Raw genomic sequence first — 22506 nt, forward strand, 5'->3', positions numbered from 1 at the left:
TTTGGGGAGCTTTGATATGCGTCATCGGAATTCTGGCCGTAAGCTCAATCGCACCGCGACCCATCGCAGCGCGTTGTTCGCCAGCATGGCCACGGCTCTCTTCAAGCATGAGCAGATCGTGACGACGCTGCCGAAGGCAAAGGAGCTTCGCCGCGTGGCCGACAGGCTGATCACGCTCGCCAAGCGTGGCGATCTGCACGCACGCCGGCTCGCCTTCGCGCGCATTCGCGACGATGCGGCGGTGGCGAAGCTGTTCGCGACCATCGGGCCGCGCTACGCCGATCGTTCCGGTGGCTATACGCGGGTGATGAAGGCCGGCTTCCGCTATGGCGACGCTGCGCCGATGGCGGTCATCGAGCTTGTCGATCGCGACGAGAGCGCGCGCGGTGTCGATTCAGGGCCGCGAGAAATCGACGAAGCGGAGACCGCTGCCGCCTAGGCAACGGCGCTCGTTCAAACACAAAAAAGGCGCGCCGCCCGAAAGCAGCGCGCTTTTTGCGTTCGCGCAGCGTGAGCCTAGTCTTTGTCGTCGTCCTTGTCGGCGGGCGTGTGTGCCGGCGCATCTCCTGCAGCCTCCCGCTTCTTGTCGTCGGCGGCGATCGCCGCCTTCTTGATGCCGGTTAGGCCGGCGTCGAAAATTCCTGAGATCGTCTTTGCGGCGTCTTCGTCGGAAGCGCCTTTTGCATCGAACTTGGCCGTCCAGACAATCTCGACCCGATTTTCTTCGTCGTCTTCGCCAACCATCAACTCGGCTGAGTAGTTCTCGACCGGAAGCGGGCTCTCGATGATCTCGTAGCTGTAGCTGGTGTCGCCGGTCTTGGTCAGCTTCTCCTTGATCTTGGCGCCGTCCTCGAGGGTGAGGGTACGGAACACAACGTCGCCTTCCTTGACCTGCTCGCACTCGGCGACCGCCGGGTGCCAGCTCTTGATGGCGCAGAAGTCGCCGACAATGGCCCAAACCTCAGCCGGCGTGCCGGGCGCTTCCCGACGCTTCTTCACGTCGACGGCTTCGGCCGTGGCGCTCCAGGCAATCAGCCCGGCAGCGGCGATCAGGGTCAGCTTGAAAATACGCATGCGTTTCTCTCCCAATTTTCTCGGTTATGATGCCAAAACGCGGCTTCGCGCGGCATCTTAGTTGAAAGCATTAGGCGGGCAATCCCTTCGGTTTGAATTCGGCACGTGCGGGCCCAGTTCTGTGGGCCAGAAGCTGGATCAATCGAAGACTTTCTGCGACTAATCTGGCCATGAAATCCTTGGCAATTTTATCCTGGAAATTTGGCATCGCCGCATCGCTTGGCGCTGTGCTTCTCGTTGTCGGTCTGACGACGGGGGCGAGCGCCCAGCGCGTGGCGCCGGAGAGCGCTGGCGCCATCAAGCAGTCCTTCGCGCCCGTGGTGAAGCAGGCGGCGCCGGCGGTGGTCAACGTTTATGTTCGGCGCAAGGTCGAGCAGATGGTCTCGCCTTTCGCCAATGACCCATTTTTTAGTCGGCTGTTCGGGCAGAATTTCGGCATTCCGCGCGAGCGTATTCAAAACTCGCTCGGGTCCGGAGTGATCGTCAGCGCCGACGGTGTGGTCGTCACCAACAACCATGTCATTCAGGGCGGGGGAAAGGGTGCCGAGATCACCGTCGCGCTTGCCGACGGGCGCGAGTTTCCAGCCAATCTCATCCTTAAGGACGAGCAGACCGATTTGGCCGTGCTGCGGCTCGAGGCCAAGGGCGTGGCGTTTCCCTCCATCGTCTTCGCCGATTCCGACAGCCTGGAGGTTGGCGATCTCGTGCTTGCGATCGGCGACCCCTTCGGCGTCGGGCAGACGGTGACGAGCGGCATCGTTTCGGCCTTGGCGCGGACCAAGGTCGGTGTCTCCGATTATCAGTTCTTCATTCAGACCGATGCGGCCATCAATCCCGGAAATTCCGGCGGCGCGCTCGTCGACATCGACGGTTATCTCGTCGGGATTAATACCGCCATCTTCTCCCGCAGCGGCGGCTCGCATGGCATCGGCTTCGCGATCCCGTCCAACATGGTGCGCCTCGTGGTGCAGTCGGCCCTGGAAGGCGGCACGGTGCAACGGCCGTGGTTTGGCGCGTCGCTGCAAAACTTAACGCCAGATATCGCCGACTCCCTTGGCCTCGATACGCCGCGCGGCGCGCTTGTGAAGGATATCAACGAGAAGGGGCCGGCGGCGCGTGCGGGGCTCGCGGTGGGCGACGTTATCGTCAGTGTCGACGAGCGGGAAGTGGAAAACCCCCAAGCCTTCAACTACCGCTTTGCGACCAAGGGCATCGGCGGCGAGGCCAAGCTCGGGGTGTGGCGCGCGGGCAAGCCGTTCAAGGCTGCGGTTACGCTCCGTGCGCCGGTCGAGGATCCTCCGCGCGATACGCGGGACCTTGCCGGGCGTCATCCTTTGGCGGGCGCCAAGGTCGCGAATCTGTCGCCGGCGGTCGCGCAGGAGCTTGCCATGGAGGATGACGGCCGCTTGGGCGTTGTCGTGCTGGATGTCGCGGCAGGCACGCCGGCCGCACGCCTGGGTCTGCGGCGCGGCGACATCATTGCCAGCGTCAACGAGCAGAAAATTCTGCACGTGGACGGCCTCGAGGATGCTCTGGGCGCGGGCCCCGGGGTTTGGCGTCTCGCGGTGCAGCGTGGCGACCGCGTCCTCAACGTCACCGTTCAGGGATAGAGATGGCCAAGAAAGTCACGTCGACCCTGTTCGAAGCGGCCGGCTTGGAGGAGGGGGCGCCGCGTCCTTTGGCGGATCGCCTGCGGCCCGCAAAGCTGGAGGAGGTCATCGGCCAGGAAAATCTGCTCGGCGAGCACGGCATCTTGAGCCGCATGGTCAAGGCAGGGCGGCTGTCCTCTGTGATTTTCTGGGGACCGCCCGGGACAGGTAAGACGACGGTGGCGCGGCTGCTCGCCGAGTTCACCGACATGCATTTCGAGCAGCTTTCGGCGATCCAGTCCGGCGTTTCGGACCTGCGCAAAGTCTTCGAGGCGGCGCGGGCGCGGCGCGAGCACGGGCAGGGCACGCTTCTCTTCATTGATGAGATCCATCGATTCAACAGATCGCAGCAAGACGCTTTCCTCCCGCATATGGAAGACGGCACCATCGTGCTTGTCGGTGCCACGACCGAGAACCCGTCTTTCGAGCTTAACTCGGCGCTGTTGTCGCGGGCGAGCGTGCTCACCTTCAAGCGCCTCGACGAGACGGCCTTGGAAACGCTGCTCGCACGTGCGGAGCAATTTGAGAGGCGGGCATTGCCCCTGACCGCGGACGCGCGCGAGGCGTTAATCGGCATGGCCGATGGGGACGGCCGAGGTCTGATCAATCTTGCCGAGGACGTGTTTCTTGCGGTCCCGCGCGGAACCGATGCGCCGCTCGACCGCGAGGCGTTGATCGCGCTCGTGCAACGCCGGGCGCCCCTCTACGACAAGGGCCAGGACGGGCATTACAATCTGATCAGCGCACTGCATAAATCCGTGCGCGGCTCCGATCCCGACGCCTCGCTTTACTGGCTCGCGCGCATGCTCGCCGGCGGCGAGGACCCGCTCTATATCGCGCGGCGGCTGGTGCGCATGGCGGTCGAGGATATCGGGCTCGCCGATCCGAATGCGCTGGTGCAGGCCATCGCCGCGAAGGACACCTACGACTTTCTCGGCAGCCCAGAGGGTGAGCTCGCGCTCGCGCAGGCGACGATCTATCTCGCCACCGCGCCGAAATCGAATGCGGGCTATGTCGCATTCGGCGCCGCGTCGCGTGTGGCGAAAGAGGGCGGCTCGCTGCTGCCGCCGAAGCACATCCTGAACGCCCCAACCAAACTCATGAAGCACGAGGGCTACGGTTCCGGCTACGCCTACGATCACAATCAGGAACAGGCGTTTTCCGGCCAGAACTATTTCCCCGACGGCATGGAGCGGCAGAGCTTTTACGCGCCCACCAGCTACGGCTACGAGGCCGAGGTGAAGCAGCGCCTCGATCGTTGGGCGGCGTTGCGCACGAAGAAAGCGCCACGTTCTTGAGCGCCACGACCACAAACGACGCCGGCTTGCGCCGGGTCGTCCTCCTCGTCGCGCTTCTCAACCTTTTCTATTTCGGCATCGAGTTCGCCGTGGCGCTCGCGATTGGCTCGGTGTCGCTCTTCGCCGACTCTGTCGACTTTCTCGAAGACACCTCTGTCAATCTCCTCATTCTGGTTGGCCTCGGCTGGCCGGCGGCGCGGCGGCGGAAGCTCGGCATGGCGCTCGCCGCCATCATCCTCGTGCCTGCTGTTGCGACGCTCTGGACCGCGGCGCAGAAGCTCGCGGTGCCTGTGGCGCCCGCCGCCCTGCCGCTCACTCTGACGGGCGTCGGTGCGCTTGTGGTCAATTTCGTCTGCGCCGCGATGCTCGTGCGCTATCGCCATCATGGCGGTAGTCTGAGCCTCGCGGCCTTCCTGTCGGCGCGGAACGACGTTCTCGCCAATGCCGCGATCATCGCTGCTGGGCTGGTCACGGTCTATTGGCTGTCGCCCTGGCCGGATCTCGCGGTGGGGCTCGGTATCGCGGCCATCAACGCGGGGGCGGCCTGGGAGGTGCTGCAAGCCGCCCGCAAGGAGCGCGACGTTCCGGTGCCTTGATATCGGGCACGCCAATGAGCGAAGTTCCGGCACCGAACCAACCGGGAAAGGGCGGCAATGAAGACCCTGCTTTTCGTGGCGGCAGGCGGTGCGATCGGCGCGAGCGCGCGCTATTTGGTCGGCGTGGGGTCCGGCCGTCTGCTCGGCTACGGCTTTCCCTGGGGCACGCTCACCGTGAACGTGCTCGGCTGCTTCATCATGGGGCTTCTGATCGAGGCGATGGCGTTGCGATGGTCGGTGTCGAACGAGCTCCGCGCCTTCCTCGCCGTCGGCATTCTCGGCGGCTTCACCACCTTCTCGGCCTTCTCCACGGATTTCGCGCTGCTCTTCGAGCGCGACCAGTATCTCGCCGCCGGGTTCTATCTTGCGGCGTCGGTCGGGCTTTCGATTGGCGCGCTATTTCTCGGTCTTGCCATCGTCCGGGCGCTCTAGCGGATGCCTCAAGTCGAGACGCGCAATGTCAGTGCCGAGGAGGACGGCATGCGGCTCGACCGCTGGTTCCACACGCATTACGCGACGCTGCCGCATAGCCGGCTGGAGAAGCTCCTGCGCACCGGCCAGGTCAGGGTCGATGGCGGACGCGTCAAGGCAAGCACCAGGCTTAGCGAGGGGCAGACCGTGCGCGTGCCACCGCTGCCGGACGCCGCGCCGCGAACGCCGATGAAGCCGCGCATTTCCCAGGCGGATCTCGCGTTTCTCGAATCCATCACCCTCTACGAGGATGACGATCTCCTCATTCTCAATAAGCCGTCCGGACTTGCGGTGCAGGGCGGTAGCAAGACCGTGCGCCACGTCGATCGGCTGCTGGAAGGATTGGGCGACGGACCGGAGACCCGGCCGCGCCTCGTGCATCGCCTCGACCGCGACACGTCGGGCGTGCTCGTCGTCGCCAAGCGCCGCTCGGTCGCGGCAAAACTCGGCCGCGCCTTTCAGACGCGCTCGGTGCGCAAGATCTACTGGGCCATCGTGAAAGGCGTGCCGAAGCCGCCCCAAGGCAAGATCGAAGCGGCGCTCGTGAAAGCGAGCGGCCCGGACGGCGACCGCGTGCGCAAGGCGCGCCCCGGCGAGCAGGACAGCGCGCAATCCGCCGTCACCTATTATGCCGTGGTGGACCGCGCCGGGCAGGCGGTGTCGTTCCTCTCGCTGAAGCCCGTCACCGGTCGGCAGCATCAGCTCCGCGCCCATATGGCCATTCTCGGCCACCCCATTCTCGGCGACGAGAAATATGGCGGCGCGGAAGAGATGCCGGAAGGCATTCCGAACAGGCTGCATTTGCATGCGCGGCGCATCAGCTTTCCGCATCCCTCCGGCGAGGGGATCGTCGACGTGACCGCGCCGCTGCCGCAGGACCTTAAAGAGAGCTTCGCCGCGTTCGGCTTCAGCGAAGGCCGTTCCGCCGATCAGTTCGAAGACCAAGCATAATCGTGCGAGGCACGACTAATTTCTGGAGACCACAATGACTGCCAGCAGGCTTTGGTTCGTGCATTTCGCGCAAGCCGTCTCTCATATCACGGGACACCCGCTCACCTTCATCGTCGCTGTCTCGATCATCCTCCTTTGGGGCATCTCCGGTCCCATTTTCGGCTTCAGCGATACGTGGCAGCTCGTGATCAATACGGGCACAACGATCATCACCTTCCTCATGGTGTTCGTGATCCAGAACACGCAGAACCGCGATACCGCGTCCCTGCACATCAAGATCGACGAGTTGATCCGCGTCACGGTCAATGCGCGCAACGCGTTGCTCGACCTCGAGCAGCTCGACGACAAAGAGCTGGAACAGCTCCGGCTCGACTACGCGAAGCTTGCGCAGGAGGAGCTGCCGCATCACCGCAAGGGGCCGGCGCGCACCAAGGCAATCCCCGGCAAGCCTTCGACACGGAAGCGGTGACCGGTCTTGGGGCTCCCGAAGCGTTTCTATAAAGACGTGGCGACAGTTACGGACGGCGAGGGGGGCTGGCGCGTTACCCTCGACGGCAAGACGATGCGCACGCCGGCAAAGGGCGACGTCATCGTTCCCGCCAAACCCCTCGCCGATGCGATCGCGGAGGAATGGCGGGCGCAAGGCGAGCACATCCAGCCCGAAAGCATGCCACTCACCAAACTCGTCAACAGCGCGGTCGACGGCGCGCGCGGCCGCGAAGACCCCGTCCTGGAGGATATTCTCGGCCATGCCGCCTCCGATCTCCTGTTTTACCGTGCCGATGCGCCTGACGGTCTGGTCAGTCGGCAGACGCAATATTGGGACCCCGTGCTGGCTTGGGCGCGGCAGGATCTTTGTGCTCCTTTCGTGCTCGGCGAAGGGGTGATGCCGATCGACCAGCCGCCTGCCTCCCTTGAGCGCTTGCGCGCGCATGTGACGGACCTTGATGCCTTCGGCCTGACGGCGCTGCATGTGATGACGACGCTGTCCGGCTCGGCCCTGCTCGCGCTTGCCGTGGCGCTTGGCCGCCTCACCCCCGAACAGGCCTGGAAGGCCGCCCATGTCGATGAGGACTGGCAGATCGGCCAATGGGGCGAAGTTGCGGAGGCCCAGGCGCGGCGGGAGCGGCGCTCGCGCGACTTTGCCGCCGCGGCGCGGATGCTGAAGCTCCTCAAAGACTAACCGGCTTCGTTTCCCGCGCTTCTACCGGGTGCAAACCGTCGATTCCCGGCATTTGCGCTGGCCTAACCCCATGCTATTCACGGTCGACGTCGCGTCACAGTCCGGGCCGGGGAGCGCTATGAAGGAAGTCCTTGAAGAGCTTGAGATTCGCCGGGACAGGGCGCGGGGCGGCGGCGGTGCTAAGCGGATCGACGCCCAGCATAACCGCGGCAAGCTGACCGCGCGGGAGCGCGTCGAGCTCCTCCTCGACGAGGGCTCGTTCGAGGAATTCGACATGTATGTCGAGCACCGCTGCACCGATTTCGGCATGGAGAAGACCAAGGTCCCCGGCGACGGGGTGGTGACCGGCTGGGGCACGATCAACGGCCGCGTCGTCTATGTCTTCGCCAAGGACTTCACCGTGTTCGGCGGCTCGCTCTCCGAGGCGCACGCCAACAAGATGATCAAGATCCAGGATATGGCGCTGCAAAACCGCGCGCCCATCATCGGCCTGTTCGATGCCGGCGGCGCCCGCATCCAGGAGGGCGTGGCCGCGCTCGGCGGCTATGGCGAGGTGTTCCTACGCAACGTGCTGGCGTCGGGCGTCATTCCGCAGATCTCGTTGATCATGGGCCCGTGCGCGGGCGGCGACGTCTACTCTCCGGCGATGACCGACTTCATCTTCATGATCAAAGACACCTCCTACATGTTCGTCACCGGCCCGGATGTGGTGAAGACTGTGACGAAGGAGGAGGTGACGGCGGAAGAGCTCGGCGGCGCGATCGTGCACACGACGAAATCCTCCATCGCCGACGGCGCCTACAATAACGACGTCGAGGCGCTGTTGCAGATGCGCCGCCTGATGGACTTCCTGCCGTCGAGCAATCTCTCCGGCGTGCCCGAACTGCCGACCAAGGACCCTTGGGACCGGCTGGAGCATTCGCTCGACACGCTCATCCCCAACCAACCGAACAAGCCCTACGACATCAAGGAGCTGATCCATAAGGTCGTGGACGAGGGCGACTTCTTCGAGGTGCAGGAGGCCTTCGCGCCGAATATCGTCGTGGGCTTCGCGCGCATCGAAGGCCGCACCATCGGCATCGTCGCCAACCAGCCGATGTTCCTGGCGGGCGTGCTCGACAGCGACGCATCGCGGAAAGCGGCGCGGTTCGTGCGCTTCTGCGACTGCTTCAACATTCCACTTGTCACCTTCGTCGACGTGCCGGGCTTCCTACCGGGCACCGACCAGGAATATGGCGGCCTCATCAAGCATGGCGCGAAGCTGCTCTTCGCCTTCACCGAGGCCACGGTGCCCAAAGTCACGGTCATTACGCGCAAGGCCTATGGCGGCGCCTACGACGTCATGTCGTCAAAGCATATTCGCGGCGACGTGAACTATGCCTGGCCCACGGCCGAGATCGCGGTGATGGGGGCGAAGGGCGCGGTGGAGATCCTGTACCGCTCCGAGCTCGGCGATCCCGACAAGATCAAGAAGCGCATCGACGATTATCAGGAGCGCTTCGCCAATCCCTTCGTCGCGGCGGAGCGGGGTTATATCGACGAGGTGATCATGCCGCACGGCACGCGGAAGCGTATCGCCCGCGCGCTGCAGATGCTGCGCAACAAGCGCGTCGAGAATCCTTGGAAGAAGCACGACAACATCCCGCTGTAGCGATCGGACATGAAATGCAGGCATTCGCCCAAAGCGCCGCTGAGACAACACCCAATCCGGAGATCTCCGGCGCGCCGATAGAGCAGATCGATGTGTCCCCCGAGGGGATTTCTGCAACCGTGAATTCCTGGATCGACGGGTTTTTTCGGATCCTGCGAAAACCGCTTGAGCGGCACACCTAAGCAGTTCGCCATCAGCAGCGGACACCTCCTCGATCGCTCGCGTGGAGCATTTCCGGAAGAGGCAACATACCCTTAACGCAACTTCAGGTTCGCTCCGATGCAATTCGGCAAGGCCGCAGACCGATAATCAGCTGTGACAAAAACGGCTGCATGGCGGAGTACACGGCAACGGATGCGGAAGTTAAGTCGATGCTGAGCGGAGAGAGTCTGCTAGTCGCGGTTCAGGCGCGCGATCAAAAGCCCCTCTCGGTCAATGTTCCCTTTGCCGGTTTCGCTACGGCGTATTCAAAGCTAAGATAGTCCGAAGCCATGTGACCTGTGCCTCATGAGGAGAAGCGTCAGACGAAGCCGCGGCGCTCCGGTATTGCGCCGACTTGTGCCGAGCTTTGTGTTTGAGCAGGTACGTCATCGGACGGATCGAGCGAATAGGCATTGCGTGAATGTTACAGCAATATCCCCAGCCTTTGCCAACTCGGCAATGTAACAGTACGAAACCGGCCAACGAACTTCTCTAATTCGCGGAGAGTTTCCTCACTGCGGTCCATTGGCTTGCCGTCACGGATCAGTCGGTTCCAGCTTTGTCAAGTCGATCAAAAATAGCACTAACAGTCGATGCATCATCCGCTTGCTCATGTTCGACGAGTAATATCGACGCGGCGACGCGATCGAGATAGTCCGTGGCGATTGCAGATCCCAGGATCGGCGCCGCAAGAAAGCGGTGTGTGTCGCCGCTAAGGCTGAGGACGATCACCGCATTGTTCAGCCGCTGGCTTGCCGAACGATCAACGCCAGCGAAATCCAAACGGCAGGGCGCCACAACGTAGTTGTGGATCAGTATTTCCAGAACCGTCGGGAATTCCACGGCTTCGTCGCGCAAGGGATCGTGACCAGCGGTGATAACCAATGCCGGCGGCAGGCCGGCATAGTTGTCGTAGAGGAGCGGCATCGCGCGGGGGTCGGCGAAGGGCCACGCGGATCCAAAATAGCGCTCGTAGAAATACGCCACCATTTCGCGCGGCAGCGGGAACTGGTCGGCATGCTCGGTGCGCGAGGGCAGCCGGCCGCGCAGATCGAGCGCGGGATAGAGCAGCGCCTGGGCGCGCACGGGGACCGGGAGCTGGCCTCCGGTTTCCTGAAGTGCAACGGCGGCCAGCCCGGCGCCGGCGCTGTCACCGGCGATGGCGATGCGCTCGGAGTCGAGCCCCAGCGACGTCGCATTGCGGGACAGCCATGTGGGCGCAGCGACCGTGTCCTCGATCGCGCCGGGGAAGGGGTGTTCGGGCGCGAGCCGATAGTCGAGAGCGAAGACGGTGGTGCCCGTGTCGTGGCAGAGCGTGCGGCACATGGTGTTGTGGCTTTCGAGATCGCCGAGGCACCCGCCGCCATGCAGGAAAAAGGATCGCTGCTTCCGCCCCCCGTTGGCGGCGGCCGGCATATATTTGCGCAGCCGCAGCGGCCCGCAACACGCGCAGCTGTCGCCCGGCAGGGTGAAGTCGCTGGCCTCGCCGATGGCAGGCGGTGCGATCTCCGTCTTGGCCAGGGCGCGGCGGTACTCCTCGCGCGCGGCGGCAGGCGGAAGCTCCCAAAGCGGCGGGGCCGTCGACGAGGACAGCCAATGCAGCAGCGCTTCCGCCTCGCGATCGAGCTTCAATCACACCTTTCGGCACAACATCATCGACTTGGCGCACCCTCTTAATCACGAAGATCAGCTGCCATGCCTATTGTTGCCGCGCCCGCCGCCTGAAGTCGCGGGGAAGCGCAGCGCGGTAGGGAGCTTGGCCGGCCTACCTTAAGGAAGGGTGCGGCTCGTCCGGTTCGATGAGGAAATTCTCGGCCGAGGTCGGACGGATTTGCGGCAGCGCCTCCGCCTCGTCCTTGAGGTTAACGCCAGACAAGCCCCGACGTCGCGCCTCGGTCATCAAATAGTTCAGCTTGTAGGCGGCATGCTCGTAGCCGAGACCCTCGGGGCGAATGTTGGAGATGCAGTTGCGCGATTCGTCCGTCAGGCCGACGCGCGGGTTCAGCGTCATGTAGATCCCCATGCTGTCGGGGGAGCTGAGACCCGGACGTTCGCCGATCAGGATGACGACCATCTTGGCGCCCAGCACTTCCCCGATTTCATCGCCGATCGCGACACGCGCCTCCTTGACGATGCAGAAGGGCGCCATCCGCCAGCCGCTCTGGTCCAACGACGGCAACATCGCATCGAGGAAGGGCATCGCGTTCTTCTCGATGCCCATGGCGGAGAGCCCGTCGCCGATCACGAAAACCACGTCGTAGGGATCTTGCGGGCTCGGTCTCGCGGCGAGCACCGCGCGCGACTCCGCATCGAGGCGCCGGCCTTTGTCGGGCCGCTGCAGATACAGGGGACGGCTATCCGCGCAGCTATGCAGGAGCAGCGTTTCGTATCCGCGCGATCGAATCCCGGCCTCGAGGGTGGGGATGTCGAGTTCATGATGCACGGCGACGCGCGCGCGGGCATGGGCAAGTTGAAACTCCAAATGCGGCGTGGTTGGCAGGCTGGTGCCCGCGCGTCCGAGCGCGATGCGGGCCGGCGTATAGCGGCGTAGTTTGCCCCAGCTGTCGCCGACGACGACGTCACGCTTGTCGTTGCTCACTGGAACATCCTCAGTGCAGATGCTCAAGGGCATGCTGGAAGGATTTCGGCAGACGGTCGCCGAGGCGCACATCGTCGCCCTGTTCGAAGATGCCCGTCTCCTTGAGCCAATCTTCAAATTCCGGCGCTGGCCTGAGCCCCAGAACCTTGCGCACATAGAGCGCGTCATGGAAGGAGGTGGTCTGGTAATTCAGCATGATGTCGTCGGAGCCTGGAATGCCCATGATGAAGTTGACGCCGGCGACAGACAGCAGCGTCAACAGCACGTCCATGTCGTTCTGATCCGCCTCGGCGTGATTGGTGTAGCAGATGTCGACGCCCATCGGCACGCCGAGCAGCTTGCCGCAGAAATGATCCTCCAGCCCCGCGCGCGTGATCTGGCGCCCGTCATACAGATATTCCGGCCCGATGAAGCCGACCACGGTGTTGACGAGCAGCGGCTCGAACTTACGGGCGACCGCATAGGCGCGGGCCTCGAGTGTCTGCTGATCGACGCCATGGTGGGCGTTCGCCGACAGAGCGCTGCCTTGGCCGGTCTCGAAATACATGACGTTGTCGCCCACGGTGCCGCGTTGTAGGCCAAGCGCTGCGTCGCGGCCCTCTTGCAGCAGAGCGAGATTGATGCCGAAGCTCGAATTTGCCGCTTCGGTTCCTGCGATCGACTGGAACACGAGATCGATGGGCGCGCCGCGATTGATGGCCTCGATGCTCGTCGTCACATGCGTCAGCACGCAGGACTGCGTCGGAATCTCGTAGCGCCGGATGATCTCATCCAGCATCTCGATCAAAGTGGTGACCGCGGCGATGGAGTCGGTCGCGGGATTGATGCCGATCACCGCGTCGCCGTTGCCATACATCAGCCCGTCGACAATGCTGGCGGCGATGCCGGTCGGATCGTCGGTCGGATGGTTCGGCTGGAGGCGGGTCGACAGCCGCTTCTTCAGTCCGATCGTGTTGCGGAACTTCGTCACGACCCGGCATTTTTGGGCGATGAGGATCAGATCCTGCACCCGGCAGATTTTGGACACGGCGGCGACGATCTCCGGCGTGAGACCCGGCGACAGCGATTTAAGAGAGGCCTCGCTCGCCGCATCCGACAGAAGCCAATCCCGAAACCCGCCGACGGTCAGGTGCGAAATGGGTGCGAACGCCTTCTTGTCGTGCTCATCGACGATAAGACGCGTCACCTCATCCGTCTCGTAGGGTATGACGAAATCCGACAAGAATGTCGCAAGAGGAACGTCGGCCAGCGCCATCTGGGCTGCCACGCGCTCCTCGTCGTCGCCCGCCGCCACCCCGGCCAGATAGTCGCCGGACCGCGCCGGTGTCGCCTTGGCGAGCAAGTCCTTCAGCGAGGCGAAATTATAGGCCTGCCCGCCGACAGAGTGAGAATAACGCATGATGCGCTTCGCTCTCGAAGGTTTTCTCGGATCCTGAGCGTCCTCAGATTTTCATCCGAGGACGCTCGCAGATCTGAAATGGCCTCAGACTTTGTTCTGATGCTCCATTGCAAACTCTTCTTCCGGCGAAAGGATCATCCGATGCCGGGCAAAGAGCGCGAAATAGAGAATGCCCAACACGAACCAGCAGGCGACGGCGATAACGCCGACCCGATAGACCGGGTCGGACAGTTGATAATAGACCGTCACCGATCCAATCACGATCGTCAAGACGGCGCCGGGAATGCCGAGCGGGCTGCGAAACGGCCGCTCGATATTCGGCAGATTGCGGCGAAGCATGATGAACGACGCCGCCTGGAGGATATAGGAGAACATCGCGCCGAAAACCGCCATGTTCAGTAGCGTTCCTCCGATAATGGCTGCTCCCTTTTCCGAGCCTACGCCGAACCAGACGATCAGCATGACCGCCAGCGCCAGCAACGCGCCCGCGATCATGGCCACATAAGGAGTCTTGTAGCCTCCGTGAGTTATGGACAAGGCCGTCGGAAAATACCCGGCCCGGGACAGCGAATAAATCTGCCTGCCCATTGCGTAGATGATCGTGTGGAAGCTCGCGATCAGACCGATGACCGCGACGAAGGCGAGAACCTTCGCGGCACTGTCGCCGTAGATAGCGCGGAAGCCGTCAAGCAGCGGTTCGCCGGATTTGCCGAGCGCGAATGAGCCGACGCCTATCACCGACGGGTTGAGCCAAACGATCATGGCCGCCGAGATGATCAGCGTGATCAGTCCGAGAATGATGCCCTTGGGCATATCGCGTTTCGGGTCGATCGATTCTTCAGCCGCAAGTGGCAGTTGCTCGATGGCGAGGAACAGCCAGACCGCAAAGGGCAGCGTGGCGAGAACCCCGTGAATCCCGAAGGGGAAATAGGGGCCATTGCCTTCCGGCAACTCCGTCCCGTCAGGCGCCATGTTGAGTGCCCAGCGGTTGAAGTCGATATGCGGAATGGCGCTGACCCAGAAGATGATGAGGACGGCAAGCGCCGCCAGGGTCACCACGAGCGTCACCCGGAATGACAGCTCCACGCCCACGATATTGAGGGCAAGAAACATTGCGTACATCAGTACCCACCATATGGGCTGGAAATTCGCCGGCGTTTCAAAGATCGCTCCCAGATACGATCCGATGAAGAAAACGATCACCGCCGGGGTGAGCACATATTCAACGTTCTCGCACAGCCCCGTGATGAACCCGCCCCAGGGCCCCATCGCCGAGCGGGCGAAGGAATAGGCCGCGCCCGTGTGCGGAAGCGCAGGCGCCATTTCGGCGATGCAAAAGACCAGACCGATATACATCACCATGATGATGGCGGCCGCCGCGAGCATGCCGCCCCATCCGCCAGTCGCAAGTCCAAGATTCCAACCGGAATAGTGGCCCGAAATAACCGCGCCGACGCCAAGCGCCCAGAGCGACCAAACCCCGGCGTAGCGCCGGAAACCACGCTTCTCGAAATAGGCGGAATCGACCTTGCGGTAGACCACGCCACCCGACCCCCGAATTTCTGCCATTGCCCCTCTCTTTCTGCCCGACCGTTATGTCGCCCGTGAGCGTTCGGACCGGATCTGCCCCAGAGTCATATGAAGAGGCGTCTAATGCAAGAAACGGTCCTTTGACCGCTTGAATGGCATCAACTTGTCGCCGCGATCCTCGCAAGCTCCGACCGCACGATGCGGTCCCATCGATGCCCACGACTGCGCAATGTTTCGGCAGCCTAGCCTAGGCTAATCCCAAAGTTCGGTTCCAACAAAGGGATATCCGCGCCGGTTAAGGCATTACGGGCGGTTACTTTGCCAACCGATCGAAGACGCCCCGGACCTCGACCATCGAGGCCCTCTCGATGGCGCCGTCGGCCACGGCCTCTCGCGTCCACACCCAGCTTCGCGCCGGGTCATGGCGCATGGACCATCCCGGAAACAGCCTGGTCCGGACCACAGATTGACGATCTCGGTGTGTCGGTCGTCGCGCAAGATGCGGGCGAATGTGGCCGTTACCACATCGCGCGGGCCTTCGAGCATTTGCAGAAACAAATCCTCGCGGCAGATCAATGCGCCGGTGATCCCGTCGCGTGCGTTGCTGCGCCGCGCCGCGGCGAGGATGCCGGTGAGGACGAGGTCATCGTAGCCAAACGGCCGCGACGTATAGATCAGTTGCATCTCTCTCACAGGCGGAACTCCTCTCTCTGGGGCTGGCCAAACGGCGACCCTAAGGGCGATGCTGGCATGCCTCCTGCACCGGCGGATGGCCGTCCGCTGGTGGTCTGACGCGCCACAGATCTCCTTAGATGGCTGTGGCCGGAGGACCCCGTCTCGCGCTAATCTCGCGGCGGTCGCGAGGGGGTGGGATGCGCGGGCATTATCCAATCGCCGTCCTTATCTGCATGGCTCAAGCGTTGGCTTGGGCGGTGAGGGGCCCGGTATGGGCCGAAGACGCCGGGCCGGTGCCCGCCGCGCCCAAATCCGCCGCGGTTGAACCTGTTCCGGCCACGCCCACGCCTGCATCTGAACCCAAGGCGTCCTCCGAGCCGACGCCGTCGGCCGATCCCGCGTCCGCGACCCAGCCACAAGCGACCCAGAATGCGCCTCCGACCCCGGCCGATCCGGTTGTCGCCAGTATCCGCACGAAGTTTGCCGACGCGGATTTGCGCAAGGATGCTCATGCTGACGATCTCGCTGCGCTGGAAAGCTTCTACGGCGCGCGGACAGACGGTCCCTTGTGGATGACCGAGATGGGCTTCTCCGCCAAGGCGCAGGCGGCCCTGTTCGAGATCGAGAAGGCGGAGGATTGGGGCCTCGACGCGGGAGCCTTCGCGTTGCCGGAAGCGGGTCTGCTGCCGCCCAATTTGGAGGCGCAGGCAGTCGCGGAGCTCAAGCTCGATCTCGCGATCCTGAAATATGCGCGGCACGCTCGGGGCGGTCGCTTGATCCCGGTCGAGTTGAACAGCCGGTTCGATCTGGTGCCACCCTTGCGCGATCCTACGGGTGTGCTCGCCGAGATCGGCGCGGCGGACGCGCCCGACATTTACCTTCGGTCGCTACATCCCAAGCACGAGCAGTTCACGCTCTTGCGCGCGGCGCTGCTCAAGGCGCGCGGCAAGGGCGAGAAGGGCACGCCGAAAGACGACGTGGTTGGGAAAGGCGAGGGCGCCAAGGACGACGAGGCCGCGAAGAAGGACGAGGCCGCCAAGAACGAGCCAGCCAAGACGGTGGGGGACACCAAGCCTTCATTCAGCGAAAAGGAAATCAAGCGCCTCATCCTCAATATGGAGCGCTGGCGCTGGATGCCGGAAGACTTGGGCGCGGTTCACGTCGTGAACAATTCGCCGGAGTTCATGCTCTACGTGGTCAAGGACGGGAAGAAGATTTACGCGGACAAGACTTTGGTCGGCACGCTGAATTACGCCACGCCGATCTTCGCCGCGGACATGGCGACCATCGTCTTCAATCCCGACTGGAATGCGCCGCAGACGGTCGTGGTGGAGAATTTGCTGCCGCATCTGAGCAAGAGGAATTACGGCATCCTCAAATCGCACAAGCTGTCGGTGAGCTATAACGGCGCCGCAGTCGATGTGAGAAAGGTGAACTGGACACGCTCCAATGTCCTCTCCTACACGTTCACACAGAAGGCGGGACCGACCAATGTGCTGGGCAAGATCAAATTTCTCTATCCCAACGCGCATACGGTCTACATGCACGACACGCTGCCCTATCGCCGCAAGGTGTTCAAACAATCGAAGCGCGCCATTGGGCATGAATGCGTGCGCATGGAGAAGCCGTTGCGCTTTGCCGAAGTGCTCCTTGCCGAAGGCAATGGCTGGCCGGCAAGCAAAGTGAAGAATCTGTGGGACAAGGGTCTCAACAGCCCGGTGACGCTCGAACGCAAGATCCCGGTTCACACGACCTATTTTACCGCGGTGGTGGACGAGACGGGGAAGGTCGAGACCTTCGCCGACCTCTACGGTTTTGACAATAAGCTCGCCACGGCATTGTTCGGCAATGCCACGGACTTTCCAATGCCGCCGCCGGAACCGAAGAAAACGCCGGGGGAAGTGACCGCGTCAGCGCCCGCGAACCGCACCGCGGCGCGCGACGGCATCGCGAGTTCGGTGCAAGGCTTCCTCGGCGATTAGCGGACGCCGCGGCGGCTGCTCGCTAGAGGCCGGCCGGATTGGTATGCGTTTTCACCTCACCGCGCATCTTGCGCACATGGTCTTCCAGCTGGCGCGTCGCCGCGGCGAAAGCATCGCGCAGGGCGACATAGACGTCTTCGTGCGCGTGGTTCTGCGGGCCGGTGCGGCCGACATTGATGTCTTCGCCGGGCACGCTCAGATTGATGCGTACGTCATAGAGCTTGCCCTTGTGGTGATTGCGATGCGGCGCCTCGACCACGACCTCGCAGGACACGATGCGGTCGCAGAGACGCTCCAGCTTCTCCGCCTTTTCGCGAATGCGCGTCTCGACGGCTTCGGACGGATCCATATTGCGGAAACTGATATTCAAGGGTGCTTGCATTTTTCTTCCTTGGTTGGCGTTCCGATAACTGCGCTTCAATCTAGCATCGTTTCTAGGCGCAAAAGGTTGAGCGGCGTCAAGTCGGCGAAAGGCGCCTGCCAGACGCAAAAGTTCTACGCTTCTGCCCAATAAGGCTTGGCGCGCATGCGTTCGAGCCAGGCGGCAATGTTCTCATGGGGCGTTATGTTGAAACCAAGGATCGCAGGGGCGCGGTCGAGACGCGTCGCGGCCGCGAAGTCGACGACGGTGAGGGGCCCGAGAATGTAGTCGCGGCCCTCGAGTTGGCGGTCGAGCACCGGGAGAAAGCGATCCAGTCGCGCATGCGCGTCCGCCATGATGCCGGGATCCTTGCCCGGCTGTTGCAGCACTTTCGGCTTGATGAAGATTTCCCAATTGAGCGCATCCATCGCCGCTTCGGCGCCGCCGGTCCACCAGAACAGCCATTGGTCGACCTGCGCCTGGCTCTTGGCGTCTGTGCCTGCGAGCCCTCGCTCCGGGTGCTTGGCGGCAAGATATTTCATGATGGCCGGAGACTCCCAGACGACGAAGCCATCGTCTTCCAGCGTCGGCACGCGGCCGTTGGGATTGCGGCCGAGGAATTCCGCCGTCCGTGTTTCACCGACGCGCGGATCGCAGGAGATTTTCTGCAACGCGATACCGAGCTCGGCCGCGACGAGGCGTACCTTGCGCGCATGCGGAGAGTCTTTCATGTCGTAGAGCGTGATGGTCATAGAGTTCCTCGGTTAGCGGCCTTCGCTGAGAAAACGCTGCATGGCATCGTTGAAGCGCCGCGGCGCCTCGAGGTGCACGAGATGACCGATGCCTTGCAGAACCTCCACGCGCGCCTGTTTCATCTTCGCGGCGAGATCCTGGGCGAGCTTCGCATTCTGGCCCATTTCGGCGCGGACCGCTTCCGGCGCGGCATCGCGGCCGGGCGCGAGATGATCGTTCTCACCCATGACGAACAGCACGGGCTGCGGAAGCAAGGGGATGTCGTGCACGACCGGCTCGCGCCAGATCATCTGTCCGGAACTGGCGAAGGCGCGGAGCCAGCGTGGATAGTCGGCGCTTCCCCTAATCCTCGTCCGCGCTTCCACATAAGGATCGAGCGCCTCGGGCGGCAGCGTCACGGAGTAGGCGGTCACGAGCTGGCGGCGGAAGCTCTCGGCCGTGACCTTCGCCTCGATCTCGATGAGGCGGTCGAGCGGCGCCGGCGGGACATAGAGGCGATAGTCCTCAAGTCCGATCGGCGCGGCGAGGACGATGCGCTCGACGCGTTCGGGGTAGGTGCGGGCGAAACGGACGCCAAGCATCCCGCCCATGGAATGGCCGACAATATCGACCTTCTCTACCCCAAGCTCGTCGAGGAGTGCCGCCGTGTTGCGGGCGAGGTCGTCGAAATGCAGGTCGAATGTCGGCTTGGTCGATTTGCCGAAGCCGATCTGGTCGGGAACGATCACGCGATTGCCGGACGCCGTCAGCGCCTTGATGACGCCCTGCCAATAGCTGGAAGGGAAGTTGCGCCCGTGCAGGAGCAGCACGGTGCGGCCATTGGCCTCTCCCTCCGGCGACACGTCCATAAAGCCCATGCGCAATTTCTCGCCCTTCTGAACGAGGGGCAGGAAACGCACAGAGTAAGGATAGGGGAAGCCTTCGAGCCCGATGCCGAGCGGTTCCTCGACTTGTGCGGACGCGGGCGTCACAAACAGGGCGGCCGCCAGGGAAAACATGAGCGTCAGCCACAGTGGCGCTCCGATACGCTTTAACATGCGGCCATTCCGGGGCGGGAAGAGGCAGTCTTGCGTTCGCCTTGCATCATACCAATCTATCTCCGGCTCAGGGCGCAAACGTGTCATTTTGAGCGGGTTTGCAAACGCTAACGAGGCTGCTATCCCGTTGCGTTGCGTCGGGCGGGGCGCAATTTAGCCTTCAGCTACGGCTAGGGTCATCCTTTCCATCGCTCCGTCACGATTGGCTGCCAGCAATACCGCCATGGTCAAGCGCCTCATCATCGCCGGTCTCATCATCGCCGCGTTTCTCGGCGGGGTGGCCTATTTCCAGCTCGTCTTCAAGCCGAAGATGATCGCCGAGTTCGTCGGCAAAATGGCGCCGCCGCCGGCAACGATCACGGCCGAAAAAGCGAAGCTTGAGCTTTGGTCTGACCGCGTGCACTCCATCGGGACCGTGCTCGCGATCGAGGGTGTGGATGTCGCCCCGCAAGTCGGCGGGATCGTGACGGCCTATTTTTTCGATAGCGGCGAGGATGTGCAGAAGGGCACCAAGCTCGTCGCGCTCGACACTTCGGTGGAAGAGGCGGAGCTCGCGAGCAACAAGGCGACTCTCATCGAGGCCAAGCTCGACTACGAACGCCAGGTCAGTCTCGTGACCAAGGGCGCGGTCTCGCAGGCGACGCTCGATACGACAATTGCAAAGCGCGACGCGTCCATTGCCGCGGTGCAGCGGGTGGAAGCCATCATCGCGCAGAAGAACATTGCGGCGCCTTTCGCCGGCAGGCTCGGGCTCCGCCGCGTTGAGAAGGGCCAATATGTCTCGCCCGGCCAGGAGCTCGTCTGGCTGCAGGCGCTCGATCCGATCTGGGTCGACTTCCCCGTGCCCGAAAGCGAAGTGGACAAGTTCAAGGTCGGATCCGGCGTCGAGCTGACCACCGACGCCTTTTCCGGACAGGTGTTCAAAGGCGAGGTTCAGGCCTTCGATGCGCGCCTGAACCAGGATACGCGCACGCTCATGGTGCGCGGCAAGCTGCCCAATCCGGAGCGCAAATTGCTTCCCGGCATGTTTGCCAATGTCGCCGTGCTCGCGGGCGCGCCCAAGGAGATGGTCACGGTGCCGCGCACCGCCATCACCTACACGCTCTATGGCGATAGCATCTGGGTGGTGAAGAAGGGCGATGCGCCAACGTCCACCACGCCCACGGCCGAAGCAAAGCCGGGTTCTGCCATCGCCGCCGATGCGCCCGCGACGGAGCGCAAGCTCACCGTGGAGCGCCGCTTCGTCCGCGTCGGTCAGACGCAGATCAACCGCGTGTCGATCCTTGAGGGCGTCAAGGCGGGTGAAGATGTGGTGACGAGCGGCCAGCTCAAATTGCAGCCGGGGGCAACCGTCAAAATCGACAACGCGGACGCGCTGAAGCCGCCCGCGGAGCTGCCGAAGCAGTAGCATCCATGCGCTTCACAGACATCTTCATCAAACGCCCCGTGCTGGCCACGGTGGTCAGTCTCCTTATTCTGCTTGTGGGGGCGCAGGCCGGATTCAAGCTGCCGATCCGCCAATATCCCGAGCTCACGAATACGACGATCACCATCCTCACGACCTATCCCGGCGCCAACGCGGATCTCATCCAGGGCTTCATCACCGTGCCGATCCAGCAGGCGGTGGCGAGCGCCGAAGGCATCGACACGCTCACCGCCTCATCCACGCAGAATGTAAGCACGGTGACGCTCAACCTGAAGCTCGATGCCGATCCCGACCGGGCCATGACCGACGTGCTGTCCAAGGTCGCCCAGGTGAAGAGCATTCTGCCGCGCGAGGCGAACGACTCCGTCGTCACCAAGCAGACCGGCGAGGGCTACGCGCTGATGTACCTCTCCTTCAACTCGAAGGTGATGAGTGCCTCGCAGATCAGCGACTATATCAACCGCGTGGTGCAGCCGAGGCTGCAAACCATCAACGGGGTGGCCAATGCGCAGATGCTTGGCGGCCAGGTCTTCGCCATGCGCATCTGGCTCGATCCGGACCGCATGGCTGCGCTCAGCGTCACGCCGCTCGATGTGCGCGCGGCGCTCGCCTCCAACAACTTCACCTCGGCCCCCGGTCAGGTGAAGGGCGACTTCGTGCAGACCAATATCGACGCTAAGACCTCACTCGACGACCCCGCCGCCTTCGGGCGGCTCGTGGTCATGGGCCGCGGCGATTCGCTGGTCCGCTTAAGCGATGTGGCCGAGATCGAGCTGGGCCCGCAAAGCGCCGATTCCTCGTCGGTCTTCGATGGGCTGAAGGCCGTGTTCATCGGCGTCTATGCCACGCCCACCGCCAACCCGCTGACGGTGATCACCGATGTGCGCAAGGCGTTTCCGAACATCCAAAAAGAGCTGCCGCCGGGGCTCGATGCGGCCATCGCCTACGACGCCACCAACTTCATCCGGGCGTCGCTCTGGGAGGTGATGAAGACGCTGGGCGAGGCGGCGCTCATCGTCATCGTGGTGATCTTTTTGTTCCTCGGCAATCTCCGGTCGACGATTATTCCCATCGTCACCATTCCGCTGTCGCTGATCGGCGTGCTCTCCCTGCTCTTGGCGCTCGGCTACTCCATCAATCTGATGACCCTGCTGGCGTTGGTGCTCGCCATCGGCCTCGTGGTCGACGATGCCATCGTCGTGGTGGAGAACATCTACCGGCATATCGAGGAGGGCAAACGGCCCCTCGAGGCGGCACTGCTCGGGGCGCGCGAGATCGTCTATCCGGTCATCGCCATGACCATCACGCTCGCCGCGGTGTTCGCGCCGATTGCCTTTGTCTCGGGGCTCACCGGCGTTCTCTTTCGGGAGTTCGCCCTGACCCTTGCCGGTGCGGTGATCGTGTCAGGTATCATCGCCGTGACGCTATCGCCGATGATGTGCTCGAAGCTGCTCAAGAGTAAGCGCGCCGGGGGCGGCGGGGCGCTGACCGACTGGCTCGATCGCCGGTTCGAGAGCCTCAAGCAACGCTATCAGCGGCGCCTGCACGGCACCCTCAAATACCGTCCCGCCACCATCCTGGTCCTGGCCGGCGTGATAGCCGGCACCGGCCTCATGTATATGACGACACAGCGCGAACTCGCGCCCGAGGAGGATCAGGGCATCCTGTTC

General features: G+C 63.1%; 22 protein-coding genes. 13 read left to right on the plus strand and 9 right to left on the minus strand.

The genetic code is table 11. From position 1 onward, the window contains the following. The first annotated feature begins 16 nt into the window (after positions 1-16). A complete protein-coding gene (gene rplQ / locus ACR2J1_RS06045; RefSeq protein WP_434018438.1) occupies positions 17-439 on the plus strand; it encodes a 50S ribosomal protein L17 in 423 nt (140 codons plus the stop codon). Between the two features lie 77 nt (positions 440-516). Here rplQ and ACR2J1_RS06050 read toward each other — a convergent pair whose 3' ends face one another. Further along, the gene (locus ACR2J1_RS06050; RefSeq protein WP_434018439.1) at positions 517-1074 is read right to left on the minus strand and encodes an SRPBCC family protein; all 558 of its coding nucleotides are present in this window, start codon (positions 1072-1074) and stop codon (positions 517-519) included. A 170-nt stretch (positions 1075-1244) separates the two neighbouring features. On the opposite strand from ACR2J1_RS06050, the gene ACR2J1_RS06055 reads away from it, so the two are divergent. From ACR2J1_RS06055 to ACR2J1_RS06095, 9 genes are all read left to right on the plus strand, one after another. Further along, positions 1245-2684, plus strand: a complete 1440-nt coding sequence (locus ACR2J1_RS06055) for a DegQ family serine endoprotease (RefSeq protein ID WP_434018440.1) — start codon at positions 1245-1247, stop codon at positions 2682-2684. A 2-nt stretch (positions 2685-2686) separates the two neighbouring features. Then, positions 2687-4021 carry a replication-associated recombination protein A gene (locus ACR2J1_RS06060; protein WP_434018441.1) on the plus strand — a complete coding sequence of 445 codons (1335 nt, stop codon included), beginning with the start codon at positions 2687-2689 and terminating at the stop codon, positions 4019-4021. Next, on the plus strand, positions 4018-4617 hold the full coding sequence (locus ACR2J1_RS06065; protein WP_434018442.1) for a cation transporter: 600 nt from the start codon (positions 4018-4020) through the stop codon (positions 4615-4617). Before ACR2J1_RS06060 ends, ACR2J1_RS06065 begins: the two co-directional genes overlap by 4 nt. A 57-nt stretch (positions 4618-4674) precedes the next feature. Then, a complete protein-coding gene (gene crcB, locus ACR2J1_RS06070) occupies positions 4675-5049 on the plus strand; it encodes a fluoride efflux transporter CrcB (RefSeq protein ID WP_434018443.1) in 375 nt (124 codons plus the stop codon). 3 nt (positions 5050-5052) lie between these two features. Continuing rightward, the gene (locus ACR2J1_RS06075) at positions 5053-6039 is read left to right on the plus strand and encodes an RluA family pseudouridine synthase (protein WP_434018444.1); all 987 of its coding nucleotides are present in this window, start codon (positions 5053-5055) and stop codon (positions 6037-6039) included. A gap of 34 nt (positions 6040-6073) precedes the next feature. Continuing rightward, positions 6074-6508: a low affinity iron permease family protein gene (locus tag ACR2J1_RS06080; protein WP_434018445.1), complete on the plus strand. Its 435-nt coding sequence runs from the start codon at positions 6074-6076 to the stop codon at positions 6506-6508. A gap of 6 nt (positions 6509-6514) precedes the next feature. After that, positions 6515-7222 carry an ATP12 family chaperone protein gene (locus ACR2J1_RS06085; protein ID WP_434018446.1) on the plus strand — a complete coding sequence of 236 codons (708 nt, stop codon included), beginning with the start codon at positions 6515-6517 and terminating at the stop codon, positions 7220-7222. Positions 7223-7340: 118 nt separating this feature from the next. Next, the gene (locus tag ACR2J1_RS06090) at positions 7341-8873 is read left to right on the plus strand and encodes an acyl-CoA carboxylase subunit beta (protein ID WP_434018447.1); all 1533 of its coding nucleotides are present in this window, start codon (positions 7341-7343) and stop codon (positions 8871-8873) included. Positions 8874-9121: 248 nt separating this feature from the next. Then, positions 9122-9355, plus strand: a complete 234-nt coding sequence (locus tag ACR2J1_RS06095; RefSeq protein WP_434018458.1) for an invasion associated locus B family protein — start codon at positions 9122-9124, stop codon at positions 9353-9355. A gap of 262 nt (positions 9356-9617) precedes the next feature. Here ACR2J1_RS06095 and ACR2J1_RS06100 read toward each other — a convergent pair whose 3' ends face one another. From ACR2J1_RS06100 to ACR2J1_RS06120, 5 genes are all read right to left on the minus strand, one after another. Then, positions 9618-10706 (minus strand): alpha/beta hydrolase, encoded by a 1089-nt coding sequence (locus ACR2J1_RS06100; protein WP_434018448.1) that lies wholly within the window; start codon positions 10704-10706, stop codon positions 9618-9620. A 133-nt stretch (positions 10707-10839) separates the two neighbouring features. Continuing rightward, positions 10840-11673 carry an ethanolamine ammonia-lyase subunit EutC gene (gene eutC / locus ACR2J1_RS06105; RefSeq protein ID WP_434018449.1) on the minus strand — a complete coding sequence of 278 codons (834 nt, stop codon included), beginning with the start codon at positions 11671-11673 and terminating at the stop codon, positions 10840-10842. Positions 11674-11683: 10 nt separating this feature from the next. After that, positions 11684-13072, minus strand: coding sequence for an ethanolamine ammonia-lyase subunit EutB (locus tag ACR2J1_RS06110; RefSeq protein ID WP_434018450.1), 1389 nt, complete (start codon positions 13070-13072; stop codon positions 11684-11686). Between the two features lie 84 nt (positions 13073-13156). Beyond that, complete coding sequence (locus ACR2J1_RS06115) at positions 13157-14641, minus strand: amino acid permease (protein ID WP_434018451.1); 1485 nt, start codon at positions 14639-14641, stop codon at positions 13157-13159. A gap of 264 nt (positions 14642-14905) precedes the next feature. Next, positions 14906-15286 (minus strand): BLUF domain-containing protein, encoded by a 381-nt coding sequence (locus ACR2J1_RS06120; protein WP_434018459.1) that lies wholly within the window; start codon positions 15284-15286, stop codon positions 14906-14908. Between the two features lie 188 nt (positions 15287-15474). Here ACR2J1_RS06120 and ACR2J1_RS06125 point away from each other — a divergent pair, with 188 nt between their 5' ends. Beyond that, positions 15475-17259, plus strand: coding sequence for a L,D-transpeptidase family protein (locus ACR2J1_RS06125; protein WP_434018452.1), 1785 nt, complete (start codon positions 15475-15477; stop codon positions 17257-17259). 22 nt (positions 17260-17281) lie between these two features. Here the strand turns inward: ACR2J1_RS06125 and ACR2J1_RS06130 are convergent, their stop codons facing one another. From ACR2J1_RS06130 to ACR2J1_RS06140, 3 genes are all read right to left on the minus strand, one after another. Next, positions 17282-17641 (minus strand): HPF/RaiA family ribosome-associated protein, encoded by a 360-nt coding sequence (locus ACR2J1_RS06130; RefSeq protein ID WP_434018453.1) that lies wholly within the window; start codon positions 17639-17641, stop codon positions 17282-17284. A gap of 113 nt (positions 17642-17754) precedes the next feature. Continuing rightward, positions 17755-18372, minus strand: coding sequence for a glutathione S-transferase family protein (locus ACR2J1_RS06135; RefSeq protein ID WP_434018454.1), 618 nt, complete (start codon positions 18370-18372; stop codon positions 17755-17757). Between the two features lie 12 nt (positions 18373-18384). Next, entirely contained in the window at positions 18385-19410 is a 1026-nt protein-coding gene (locus ACR2J1_RS06140; protein WP_434018455.1) for an alpha/beta fold hydrolase, read from the minus strand. Positions 19411-19633: 223 nt separating this feature from the next. Between ACR2J1_RS06140 and ACR2J1_RS06145 the strand changes: the two genes are divergently transcribed. Then, positions 19634-20818, plus strand: coding sequence for an efflux RND transporter periplasmic adaptor subunit (locus ACR2J1_RS06145; RefSeq protein WP_434018456.1), 1185 nt, complete (start codon positions 19634-19636; stop codon positions 20816-20818). Between the two features lie 5 nt (positions 20819-20823). Beyond that, positions 20824-22506 (plus strand): efflux RND transporter permease subunit (locus tag ACR2J1_RS06150; protein ID WP_434018457.1); only part of this gene is annotated, 1683 nt, incomplete at its 3' end.

It is taken from the genome of Methyloceanibacter sp., from assembly GCF_050999895.1.
In the GTDB taxonomy this organism is placed as follows: domain Bacteria; phylum Pseudomonadota; class Alphaproteobacteria; order Rhizobiales; family Methyloligellaceae; genus Methyloceanibacter.

What these genes read in the sequence shown, in the direction of transcription:
- ACR2J1_RS06145 (WP_434018456.1), top strand. Translation starts at nt 19,634, where the DNA reads ATGGTCAAGCGCCTCATCATCGCCGGTCTCATCATCGCCGCGTTTCTC.
- ACR2J1_RS06135 (WP_434018454.1), bottom strand. Translation starts at nt 18,372, where the DNA reads ATGACCATCACGCTCTACGACATGAAAGACTCTCCGCATGCGCGCAAG.
- ACR2J1_RS06080 (WP_434018445.1), top strand. Translation starts at nt 6,074, where the DNA reads ATGACTGCCAGCAGGCTTTGGTTCGTGCATTTCGCGCAAGCCGTCTCT.
- ACR2J1_RS06120 (WP_434018459.1), bottom strand. Translation starts at nt 15,286, where the DNA reads ATGCAACTGATCTATACGTCGCGGCCGTTTGGCTACGATGACCTCGTC.
- ACR2J1_RS06115 (WP_434018451.1), bottom strand. Translation starts at nt 14,641, where the DNA reads ATGGCAGAAATTCGGGGGTCGGGTGGCGTGGTCTACCGCAAGGTCGAT.
- ACR2J1_RS06110 (WP_434018450.1), bottom strand. Translation starts at nt 13,072, where the DNA reads ATGCGTTATTCTCACTCTGTCGGCGGGCAGGCCTATAATTTCGCCTCG.
- ACR2J1_RS06050 (WP_434018439.1), bottom strand. Translation starts at nt 1,074, where the DNA reads ATGCGTATTTTCAAGCTGACCCTGATCGCCGCTGCCGGGCTGATTGCC.
- ACR2J1_RS06140 (WP_434018455.1), bottom strand. Translation starts at nt 19,410, where the DNA reads ATGTTAAAGCGTATCGGAGCGCCACTGTGGCTGACGCTCATGTTTTCC.
- ACR2J1_RS06055 (WP_434018440.1), top strand. Translation starts at nt 1,245, where the DNA reads ATGAAATCCTTGGCAATTTTATCCTGGAAATTTGGCATCGCCGCATCG.
- ACR2J1_RS06075 (WP_434018444.1), top strand. Translation starts at nt 5,053, where the DNA reads ATGCCTCAAGTCGAGACGCGCAATGTCAGTGCCGAGGAGGACGGCATG.
- ACR2J1_RS06090 (WP_434018447.1), top strand. Translation starts at nt 7,341, where the DNA reads ATGAAGGAAGTCCTTGAAGAGCTTGAGATTCGCCGGGACAGGGCGCGG.
- rplQ (WP_434018438.1), top strand. Translation starts at nt 17, where the DNA reads ATGCGTCATCGGAATTCTGGCCGTAAGCTCAATCGCACCGCGACCCAT.
- ACR2J1_RS06060 (WP_434018441.1), top strand. Translation starts at nt 2,687, where the DNA reads ATGGCCAAGAAAGTCACGTCGACCCTGTTCGAAGCGGCCGGCTTGGAG.
- ACR2J1_RS06125 (WP_434018452.1), top strand. Translation starts at nt 15,475, where the DNA reads ATGCGCGGGCATTATCCAATCGCCGTCCTTATCTGCATGGCTCAAGCG.
- crcB (WP_434018443.1), top strand. Translation starts at nt 4,675, where the DNA reads ATGAAGACCCTGCTTTTCGTGGCGGCAGGCGGTGCGATCGGCGCGAGC.
- ACR2J1_RS06130 (WP_434018453.1), bottom strand. Translation starts at nt 17,641, where the DNA reads ATGCAAGCACCCTTGAATATCAGTTTCCGCAATATGGATCCGTCCGAA.